This window comes from Photorhabdus bodei (assembly GCF_003287735.1).
GTDB lineage: Bacteria > Pseudomonadota > Gammaproteobacteria > Enterobacterales > Enterobacteriaceae > Photorhabdus > Photorhabdus kayaii.
Window position 1 is genome coordinate 1 of record NZ_NSCM01000069.1, and the last position, 10,381, is coordinate 10,381.

9 protein-coding genes and 3 pseudogenes are annotated in these 10,381 nt (G+C 52.1%); 8 read left to right on the forward strand and 4 right to left on the reverse strand.

Going from position 1 to position 10,381, the window contains the following annotated elements; all coding sequences use genetic code 11:
- The 5 genes and pseudogenes from CKY02_RS25995 to CKY02_RS21600 form a co-directional block, all read left to right on the forward strand.
- On the forward strand, positions 1 to 893 hold an 893-nt coding region (locus CKY02_RS25995), incomplete at its 5' end, for an RHS repeat domain-containing protein (RefSeq protein WP_275658233.1).
- The gene (locus CKY02_RS21590; RefSeq protein WP_112896850.1) at positions 894 to 1,316 is read left to right on the forward strand and encodes a hypothetical protein; all 423 of its coding nucleotides are present in this window, start codon (positions 894 to 896) and stop codon (positions 1,314 to 1,316) included.
- A 70-nt stretch (positions 1,317 to 1,386) separates the two neighbouring features.
- A pseudogene (locus CKY02_RS26795) lies at positions 1,387 to 1,743 on the forward strand (RHS repeat domain-containing protein); the annotation flags it as partial.
- Between the two features lie 117 nt (positions 1,744 to 1,860).
- Entirely contained in the window at positions 1,861 to 2,133 is a 273-nt protein-coding gene (locus CKY02_RS26800) for a hydrolase (RefSeq protein ID WP_205068476.1), read from the forward strand.
- A gap of 13 nt (positions 2,134 to 2,146) precedes the next feature.
- Entirely contained in the window at positions 2,147 to 2,689 is a 543-nt protein-coding gene (locus tag CKY02_RS21600) for an SMI1/KNR4 family protein (RefSeq protein ID WP_112896851.1), read from the forward strand.
- A 50-nt stretch (positions 2,690 to 2,739) separates the two neighbouring features.
- On the opposite strand, the gene CKY02_RS21605 is transcribed toward CKY02_RS21600, so the two are convergent.
- The 3 genes from CKY02_RS21605 to CKY02_RS21615 form a co-directional block, all read right to left on the reverse strand.
- On the reverse strand, positions 2,740 to 2,937 hold the full coding sequence (locus tag CKY02_RS21605) for a DUF7706 family protein (protein ID WP_112896852.1): 198 nt from the start codon (positions 2,935 to 2,937) through the stop codon (positions 2,740 to 2,742).
- 14 nt (positions 2,938 to 2,951) lie between these two features.
- Positions 2,952 to 3,272, reverse strand: coding sequence for a SymE family type I addiction module toxin (locus tag CKY02_RS21610; protein ID WP_112896853.1), 321 nt, complete (start codon positions 3,270 to 3,272; stop codon positions 2,952 to 2,954).
- A 76-nt stretch (positions 3,273 to 3,348) separates the two neighbouring features.
- Positions 3,349 to 3,741, reverse strand: coding sequence for a helix-turn-helix domain-containing protein (locus tag CKY02_RS21615; protein WP_036783463.1), 393 nt, complete (start codon positions 3,739 to 3,741; stop codon positions 3,349 to 3,351).
- A 113-nt stretch (positions 3,742 to 3,854) separates the two neighbouring features.
- Between CKY02_RS21615 and CKY02_RS21620 the strand changes: the two are divergent.
- Positions 3,855 to 5,630 (forward strand): annotated as a pseudogene (locus tag CKY02_RS21620) (CHC2 zinc finger domain-containing protein); the annotation flags it as partial.
- On the opposite strand, the gene CKY02_RS21625 reads toward CKY02_RS21620, so the two are convergent.
- Positions 5,630 to 7,015: an IS4 family transposase gene (locus CKY02_RS21625; protein ID WP_112896854.1), complete on the reverse strand. Its 1,386-nt coding sequence runs from the start codon at positions 7,013 to 7,015 to the stop codon at positions 5,630 to 5,632. The pseudogene CKY02_RS21620 and the gene CKY02_RS21625 overlap by 1 nt on opposite strands.
- A gap of 100 nt (positions 7,016 to 7,115) precedes the next feature.
- Between CKY02_RS21625 and CKY02_RS21630 the strand changes: the two are divergent.
- Positions 7,116 to 8,236: pseudogene (locus CKY02_RS21630) on the forward strand (DNA primase); the annotation flags it as partial.
- 91 nt (positions 8,237 to 8,327) lie between these two features.
- The gene (gene xerC / locus CKY02_RS21635; RefSeq protein ID WP_112896855.1) at positions 8,328 to 9,335 is read left to right on the forward strand and encodes a site-specific tyrosine recombinase XerC; all 1,008 of its coding nucleotides are present in this window, start codon (positions 8,328 to 8,330) and stop codon (positions 9,333 to 9,335) included.
- Positions 9,336 to 10,381: the final 1,046 nt, after the last annotated feature.

Consider the following 10,381-nt stretch of genomic DNA (forward strand, 5'->3'; position numbering starts at 1 on the left):
CCGCGATAATCGGCTATGATTACCTGTGGAGCGGGGAGCAGCTGATTGAAGAGACGCCGGTATATGCGGATGGCACTGTCGGGTATGAACAGAGCATTCACTGGCTGTATGAGCCGGGCGCCCTGACGCCCTCGGCTCGCTATCAACAGGGCCAGCTATATTATGTCGTGAGCGATCACCAAGGAACCGTGCGGGAAATTCTGACCGAGGACGGGGAGCTGATATGGGCCGGCCGATTACTCACCTGGGGCGAGCCGGAACGCTGGCCGGTGCTGACGGTCAATGACCCGCGGAATCTGACGTGTCATCTCAGGTTCGCCGGTCAGTATGAAGACACGGAGAGCGGTTTATTTTATAATCGGCACCGTTATTACGAGAGTGATACGGGACAGTACTTATCGCCTGATCCTCTGAATCTTAGTGGCGGATTTAACCCGTACGGGTATGTCCATGATCCGGTTAATTGGATTGATCCATTAGGATTGAATTCATTGAGATTACCAGCACCAACATCTCTAGATCCTTGGGGGAGCGGCGCAAAATTAGAATCTATAGTAGTTCCTAAAGGTGGGATTACTGTTGAAATGGCTATGTCTCCAGGGCAAATTAAACCTGGAGGATGGGCAACCTTAGATCATATTCCGAATGTTGATTATGTAAGAAACCAATTGGCCGTAATTCCTGAATTCAAGCCTGAAATATCGCATGTGCAGAAGTTCCATATTCCAGAAGGAATTCGTATACAAACAGGGCCGGTTGGTCCACAGACTTCTGGAGGGAAAATTTATTCAGGTGGAGGAACCCAGATACAAATCCTAAATTATGAAGATAGAGCAAAATTAAAACCCGTTGGTGAACCAAGAAAAATTTATTCTAAAAAATGTGGAGGATAAATGAACATCATTAGTAATTTTAAGGTTATAGATACTCTGGATGACTATGATAAAAAACGGAATCCTCAAGGATTAAGTGTTTTAGAATTACTTCCTACTGGCATTACATGGGTATATGCAGGAAAAAGACAAGAAATATACGATGACAATAAACTTATACCTCTTATTTTGAAAGATTCCATTGGAATAGCTTTGATTGTAGCTCCTTTTAATAAATCTAAGAATCAAGCATATATTCTAAATCCAGATAACTCACTTAAATGGGATGTTAAGGAAATTTTAAATACTAGAGATGTGATTTTCTCAGATGTTTATTATATAAACAATGAGTTATATTTTTTTGTCCATATTAATGGGGTAGATTTCAGATTCTTATTCGATATTGAATCAGGCTCTCTAGGAGAACTAATTCAATCATATTAATGAACAAACCGGAAGCTTCTAACGATCTTCCGGCCTTACTGATGATCTACCGTGGCGAATATACTGGCTGTATGAACAGGGCCAGTTGTACTATGTAGTGAGTGATCACCAGGGAACGGTGCGGGAAATTCTGACCGAAGAAGGGGAACTGATATGGGCGGGCCGGTTACTCACCTGGGGCGAGCCGGAACGCTGGCCGGTGCTGACGGTCAATGACCCGCGCAACCTGACGTGTAACCTCCGGTTTTGCGGGCAGTACGAAGACGAGGAAAGCGGTTTATTTTACAACCGGCACCGTTATTACGAGAGTGATACAGGCCAGTACTTATCGCCAGATCCGCTAAACTTAAGGGGTGGCGTAAGTCCTTATAGTTACGTGCATAATCCGGCGAATTGGATTGACCCCCTTGGTCTTACTAGTTGCCCTGGAATAAAAGAAATTTCAAGGGATGACAATCCTTATCAAACAAGGGTAGATCCAAGAATCCCAAATAGACCTGACCCCAAGTATTCAATAGACACAAGTACTTTCACTAGTGGCAAAATGACTGCTAATGGTGGTATCAGAAACAATAAAGAATTCTGGCAACAATGGAGTAATTTACAACCAGATTCTTTGAGTAAAAGTAATATGTACCGAATAAAAGAGTTAGGATTATCACCTAAAATAGATAATCAATGGATTAAGACGTTCCCAGAACATGTGAATTACAAAGGTGAAACATTAATTCACCATCATGTTGATTTTGGACGTTACGCAATACCTGTCCCGAGTTCAACTCATGTTGGCAGTGGCGGTATATGGCATACAAAATAAAAAGGAGAATTTTATGTTACTAACGATCAAAGAAATAAGTGAACAATTAGATGAGAAATTCTCACTGTTAGGCGATGATTTTGATGATTTGAAATTATCTAAAAGATACAAACCGTTATTAAACGTTGAAATTTCAGAAAAAAAACTAAATGTCATATTCCCTAAAGAATTTCTGTCATTCATAAAAGACTATGATTTAGATAATCTTTCATTAGGAAACATATCATTTGGTAATGGTTCTGATTATCTTGAGATGATAGTAAATATTAACAGTGAGAGCGCTTTTAATCATTGGTGGATTGGTGAAAATAGACCTAAAGAATTTATCGTTATAGCAATATCTGATCCTTACACCATATTACTAAACACTATTACTGGTGAGGTTTTTGTTATGACCAGTGAATCATCAATGGATGACTTTGAACAAGTTTCAACTAGTTTTGAATTATTTATCAGAGGCGTTGGAACTATTTTTTTGGGTAAAGAAACATCCACAAAAATCATTAAATATGTTGGCTCTCGAACAAATGAATTTTGGGAAGAAATAGCAAATTAAATGATGTTAAGGCCGAAAAGATCCTTGTGATCTTTCGGCCTTTTTATAATCTACCGTGGCGCATACCCACGGTAAGCCAGAGCGGATTGAAGCTTAGAGATCGCATCCTTAATCTGATACGCCTCCTCGTCATTTACGGCACAAGAGCGTATCTCCGCCCAGCACAGCCGCTTAACCAGTTGGGCCAGGGCCAGCGCTTCAATATGGGTTAACTGAATATCCTGTAAATGTTCAATCGCTATTGTCATCTCATGTTCTCCCCTTAACCCACAAAACCGGTTATCAGCGCCTGCATCTGCTGCTTAATCTCCCGCAGTTGGGCCTGTTGCCGCTGGTACTGCTGATGCTGTTGTTGCGTGGCTTCACTGTCAGGAATGAGCACCAGACAGCCGTCCATCACCTTCACCGTAATCTGGCCGCCGGTATTAAACCCCGCCTGTTTAAGCCACTGCCCCTTAAGATGTATTGCCGGGGTGGCGTTGTTGACCCTATTCCCGTTCGGTACATAGCCCACCGTGTAATAACGTTCTGTTTTCACGGCTTTATTTATCACCGCTTCTGCCTTAGAATGCGCCTTAGCCATCATTCAACTCCTTCTTAGTTGTTTGTGGTGAGCGGCTGTGACAGGGGGCAACCTGTCTCAGTCGCGCTATCTCTCTTTACTCTCTGTTATGACCAATTACCGTATCCAGCATCTCCGAAACAAACTTCTGTCTGGCTTTCGGCAACTGACTGATTATCTCAATCTGTTGTTCCAGCCGGGAACTGGGGCCCCGTTTACTATTACGCCTGATCAAGGGTAATCCAAGCAGTTCATCCAACGATAAATTCAGTATCTGCGCCAGTAATGGCAGAAGAGCCGCTGATACCTTTAGTCGCCCGCCTTCATAATGCGCCATTGTCTGCTGAGCAATCCCCAACTGTTCCGCCAGTTGCTGCTGCGTGAGTTGTTGCTCTTTGCGAGCCAGCGCAATCCGCGCGCCTAACTCTTTAAAGAATGTTTCATCCTTCGTCTTCATGGCCTGTATCTGCCTGTGAGTTAACCGTGCCATGAGGATACTCCCTGTTTTTAATCTTGCAGTTGACAATACTCTATTTTAGAGTACTCTACAACAGAGTTATTTTTACTCTTTGCATCTTGACAGGTTTTTGGAGGAACAGCTATATGGCACGGATACCCGAAGCCGAATTACAACACCTGAAAAACGCCGTCTCCTTAGTGGCCGTAGCGGAACAACAGGGACGACAGCTAATTAAACGCGGCAAAGATTACGTACTGCTGTGCCCGTTCCATCAGGAGAAAACCCCGTCAATGGTCCTCAGTCCTGAAAAAAACCTCTATCACTGTTTCGGCTGTAGTGCGGGCGGTTCGGTGCTGGACTGGGTAATGAACACCGAAAGCTTAAGCCTGCGCCATGCGGCGGAACGGTTGCGGGCTTTATTAGGCAAAAATCCAGCGGTCGAGCCGCTGGTGACGCCTTCTGAGCCAACGTTGCTGGCCGAAGATGAAGCCGGCCGGCAGGCGCTGCTGCATCGGGTGGTTGAATTCTATCACCACACGTTGCTGAACGCGCCGGAGATGCAGGCGTATCTGACACAGCGGCGACTCAATCACCCGGAGTTAGTCGCTCACTTCCGGCTGGGCTTTGCCAACCGCACGCTGGGGTATCGGCTGCCGTCGAAGAAACTCAAACCGGGCGCTGAAATCCGGGCGCGACTACGGGCGGTAGGGCTGATGCGTGAATCGGGTCATGAACACTTTAGCGGAGCGCTGGTTGTCCCGGTGACTGGCCCTGAGGGGCAGGTCCGGGAGATATACGGGCGCAAAATACGGGACCGGTTGCGGCCGGGGTCCGTCTATCATCTCTATCTGCCGGGTTCCCATCGCGGGGTCTGGAATGAAACGGCGCTGATGGCCTCGAAAAGCCTTATCTTGTGTGAATCCCTGATTGATGCGATGTCGTTCTGGGTCGCCGGTCATCGGAACGTGACCGCCGCTTACGGGGTCAACGGGGTGACGGCTGACCACTGGCTGGCGTTTGAGCGGCATAGCATCAAACAGGTCCTTATCGCCTTCGACAATGACAGCGCGGGCAATGAAGCGGCGGTGAAACTGGCAGAAGCGCTGCTGGCAAAAGGTATCACCCCGTTGCGCGTGATGTTCCCGCCCGAGATGGATGCGAATGAGTATCTGTGTCAGATGGCCGAACCGGAAGCCGCCTTCGCCCTGCTGCTTGAGAGCGCGACGCCGATGTCAACGGCCGTTGCCGCACGCACGGAAGCAGAAGTATCCGCCGAAGCCGCCCCGCCACCGGCTTTAGCCGCTGTTGTGACGGCAGGGCAACACCCGACGCCCGGCCTTCTCTGGGAAACGGGGGCTGACGGGGAGCTTAAGGTCTCGCTGAGCCGCCTGCGCTGGGGCATTCGGGGGTTGTCTTCCGTGAAAGCGGGCGCGGTGGTCATGAAGCTCAATGCGCAGGTCATTGATACCCAAAGCGGCGTGATGTTCCTGGATGGCGTTGACCTGATGAGCGCACGCAGCCGTCAGGGGTATGCCCGTATGGCGGCAACCGAGCTGGGGCTGGCTGAGGGAGATATTCGCCGGGCACTGGGGCAGGTGTTACTGGCCGTTGAGCAGTGGCAGCAGCAGGCGGAGATGGCATCTGAACAGAAAACCCCGGAGATGAACGACGCCGAGCGGGCCGCCGCGCTGGCGTTGCTGCAAGACCCGAATCTGACGGCGCGTATCACCGCGGATTTAGCCGCCTGCGGGGTGGTGGGGGAATCCACTAACCTGCTGGCCGGCTATCTGGCCGCAGTGAGCCGCAAGCTCGCCAAACCGCTGGCCGTGCTGATACAGAGCAGCAGCGCGGCAGGCAAATCGTCCTTAATGGAGGCGGTACTCAATCTGATACCCCCGGAAGAACNCCTGTCTCTTAGTCACATCTCTACATCAACCGATTTAGCCAGTAAATACCCATCAATAAGCGTTTGTAGCAGGAACCAGCCTTCCCATAGTCTTTCCCACCCGACCCGGCCTGTCCGTTTTGAGTCATGCCAGCCTGCCAGTTTGCCTAAATTGATATACGCCCAGTAAAGGCTCGGCGGCTCTTTGGGAGGGCGACTTTTCTCCTGTTTTAACCACAGTAGCTTCCAGGCCTGTGGGCTCAGGATGACTTCGCAGCTTTGTTTTTCCGCTTTTTCTTTATTCAGCCCCAGGTAACGAAGCTGATGTATTCGCACGGCAATGAACCCCAGTAACACTATCATTCGTTCCAAATTTCCTTTACTTTGCATTCGTAAATCTTCGACCTGCGTTCCGCCCGTTTTCCAGGCTTTATGAAATTCCTCAATGAGCCAGCGATGTTCGTAATAAGTGAAGATACGATGCGCGTCCTCCGCGCTACACACGGACTCGGAGGTCAGCAGATGCCAGCTTAATCCGTTTTCATACCCTTTTTCATGGCAGCCAACATAAAATAAAGACACTGCGTTTCCAGTGTTGCCTTCCGGTACTTTTAAGGTCACTTCGGCATAACAGACATCACAGTGCGCCAGGCGGGCTTTGCGTCCCCCTTTCTGCCTGACTTGTACCGGCCGCTCTCCCGCGGGTTCCAGTGTACTGATAAAATCATACAGTCTGTCTTGACTCTCTTCTATACGGCGGCTTTGCATTGAGCGGATAACAAAACGCTGGTTTTGCTCAGTTTTATAAGTCAGATATTCAAAAATATCCGATTCACGGTCACAGACGGAAATCACCTTTTTCATCTGCTCTCCCAGCCGTTGTGCTGTCGCCATTGAGGCACGTTGCCATTTATAACTCTCTTTTTCTTTGTAAGGGCGAGAGTCACGCTTTCGACTTTTACCGTATTCACTGAGCTTACGGCTCCAGCGATGCTGCTCAATCAGTCCCACAACCTGTTGTTCAGCCGGGGCAAATAACAGAACGGAGTGGGCCTGTATTCCCCGGGATGTCTGGCTTGATGTGGTGTATCCCAGTTCATCTTTAACGGAGGCATGTGAAAACGACAGTGTCGTGGTGTCTTCCAGTGCCAGCAGGCAATCATATTGGCGCGCCTGTGAGCGGGTGGCGCTGAATCCCGCCTCGGCGATGGCCTGAGGGGAAATTGCCTGATTGCGAGTAAACCGGTAGGCGGCTTCAATATCGGCGGGAGAATTTAAGGATTGCATCAGGGATTGTCCGGTGTGTTCGGCCAGTGAGGTGGCAATCTGAATCAGGCGTTTCGTGCGTCTTGAGTCACCTAATTCCGCGTGTTCAAAGGTTTTTTCTGCCCATTTATGGGCATTTGCTGAGAATGGCATAGCGGGCCTCAAACAGGCTGTATTGTTGAATTCCACAATAAATACAAAAATTCAAAAGCAGATGCAACTTCCGGCAATATTTGTGTAGGAAAGACAGNCGGAAGAACGGGTGCAATACAGCGCCATGACGGGGCAGAGCCTGTTTTATCTGGGCGACACCAACCTGCAACACAAGATACTGGCCATCGCCGAAGAAGAAGGCGTACGGCAGGCGGCCTATGCGCTCAAGCTGCTGCAAAGCGACGGCGAACTGACCATTGCCAGCACCGGCAAGGACGAAGCGACGGGCAACCTTGTCACCAAAAGCTACACGGTCAAAGGCCCGGTCATGCTGATGCTGACTACCACCGCCATCGATGTAGACGAAGAGCTGTTAAATCGCTGTCTGGTGCTGACCATCAATGAATCCCGTGAACAGACGGAAGCTATCCATGCGTTGCAGCGCCACCAACAAACCCTTGAGGGGTTGCTGGCTGACAATGAACGGAACTACCTCACCACGCTGCACCAGAACGCCCAGCGGCTGCTGCGTCCGTTGAATGTGGTCAATCCATATGCGTCGCAACTGACCTTTATGTCAGACAAGACCCGCACGCGCCGTGACCATATGAAATACCTGACCTTAATCCAGAGCATCGCCCTGCTGCACCAGCACCAGCGGGAAGTCAAAACCGCCGGGCATCGCGGGCAAACCCTTGAGTATATCGAGGTCACCAAAGACGATATCCGGCTGGCGAACAGCCTTGCGCATGACATCTTAGGCCGGACGCTCGACGAGATGCCGCCGCAAACGCGCAGGCTGTTGTTGCTGATACAAGGCTGGGTCAGGGAAAGCGGGCAGCCGCGCCATGACATGTTGTTTACCCGCAAAATGCTGCGTGATGCGGTGCAGTGGGGCGATACCCAGCTGAAAATCCATCTCTCACGGCTGGTTGAAATGGAGTACCTGCTGCTGCACCGGCGCGGACTGACGTTCATCTACGAGCTGCTGTTCGACGGAGAAGACAGCGACGCCGCACACCTGAGCGGGCTGATAGTGCCCTGAATAACGCAGTATGAAATCGCCCGGTCGGGGTAAGGCATTAAGCGGTCGCCTGCCGGTCGGCATCAGGTCGGCAGGCGGTCGGGTGACAGGTATCAACGCAAAGTCAGGCACAACAAGGCTTCACAGTAAAGTGGTCGGGTTCAGCAAAAAATCACTGTTCCGACAGGACAGAATAAAAAAAACGTAGCATACCGACAGAACTCCCATCAGAGGCAGACGATGGAAACACAACCTACCCTTCACCGACATGACATACAGGGAAAACTTATGCAGACACAACACGACGTGACCCTTGCCACACTGCGCCAGCTTCTTGCGGCGTATCTGGAAATCCGCACGGTCAGCGGGCACAGTCTCAGCACGGTGTCCAACTACCGGGACGCCCTGACGCCTTTCGTGGACTGGTGTGAGCAGCGGTCGGTCTGTCACGCGCCGCAGGTGAGCTTAACGGTACTCGAAAGCTGGCAGCGTTATCTTCGCCATTATTGCAAGGCCGATGGCGAGCACTACAGCAACAACAGCCAGTTACAACGGCTGACCATGATACGGGTCTGGTTCCGCTGGTTATTACAGCGCCACCATATCCTGTATAACCCGGCGGAGCAGCTTGTTATCCCCAAAGCCGAGCGGCGTCTGCCCGCTCAGGTGTTGAGTGAAACAGAGACAGACCAGGTACTGACGAGTCTCGACGCACAGACCCCGCTGAAACTGCGCAACCGGACGATACTGGAAGTGTTTTGGAGTACCGGCATCCGGCGCATGGAGCTGATTAACCTGCGGCTGGGCGACATTGACAGGCATCGCGGGGTACTGGTCGTGCGGCAGGGCAAGAATCGGCAGGACCGGGTTGTGCCAATAGGCACGCGGGCACTGCACTGGCTGGAGCGGTATCTGGACCACGTACGCCCGCATCTGGCGTGGAAACATGACAGCGGGCACGTGTTTATCACCCGTAAGGGCAAACCGCTGGCCCGTACCACGCTGACACTGATGGTAGGCAAAACCATCCGTGAGGAAGCAAAGCTCAACAAACCCGGTGCCTGTCATCTGTTCCGGCATTCAATGGCAACGCAGATGCTGGAAAACGGCGCAGATACGCGCCACATTCAAGCGCTGCTGGGACACAGGAAACTGGAGACGACGCAAATCTATACGCGGGTGGCCATCGGTCACTTAAAGAAAGTGCATGAGCGGACGCACCCGGCAGAACGGCAAACACCGTCAGACGACAAACAGGCCGATAGCGACCAGCCGGACAGCCCGAAGCTGGACTGAACGCCCTGCGTTGCCGGACCGTCTTTAATGCTAGCCGGTTCCCTGTGAGCGCGTGGGGTGCAGTGAAAGGCAGACTGCGCGCGTCCCTGCGCACAGACTGCCTGCCCACCTTCTGAGTGCCGGCGGTAAATGCCGGCCGCCCGGCGCTGAACCCCGGCGTTCTCTGTTACACACGTTGCCGGTCAGCCGCCATTGAACATAATGTGGCATTAAGCGCAATGGGCCTGCACGGCCCACCACGCTTAACGGCACATTATGTCGGCACCGCCCACCGCAGGGCGCTGCGCGGCCACCTCAACAACGGTGAGCGGCTGGCCGCCGGATTGAGCTTCTCAGCCCCAGAGGCGCACCGGGCTGCGCCCGCTGCTGTCAGCCGCGGTGCCAAAACCCACCGCCGCAGTCGCCGCCCTCCCTGGCGGCTCCGGGGCGAAAATCTGCCTTAAACCGTTGTCAGTCAGTCCGTTAAGGTCAACCGCCCTGAAGGCAGGCCAGCAAGCTGGCCGCAGTTTATTGCCCCCGCCCAACCCTGCTGCACTGGCTGCGTCCGGCTCGCAGTCGCAAGCTCCTCGCTCGTCTCCGTACTCGCCATCTCCGCCCCGTCCGCCCCCGCGGGCGGGGGCTCCCCGCTGAACCCCTTCGATAAGCGGGCTTCGCCAGCCCGCACCCGGCCAACCCGCGTCAGCGGCGCAGACAAGCTGCCCCGCCGCCCCGGGTTATCGAGAAAACCCGGGGCGGCAGGAAAAACGGGCGGAAACCCGGCACTGACATCGGGGAAAAAGTGAGCTAACATCAGCAAAGTGCACATCGGGGTTTTAGGTTCGCGGCGGTGAGTGCAGTGGAACGAAGTGGCTCTTTAACAGGTTGTTATTAAAGAAAAAATCCCGGTCAAAAAGTATGGTCGTGTCGGGGCAGTCCCTAAGATCACCAGGGAACGGTGCGGGAAATTCTGACCGAAGAAGGGGAACTGATATGGGCGGGCCGGTTACTCACCTGGGGCGAGCCGGAACGCTGGCCGGTGCTGACGGTCAATGACCCGCGCAACCTGA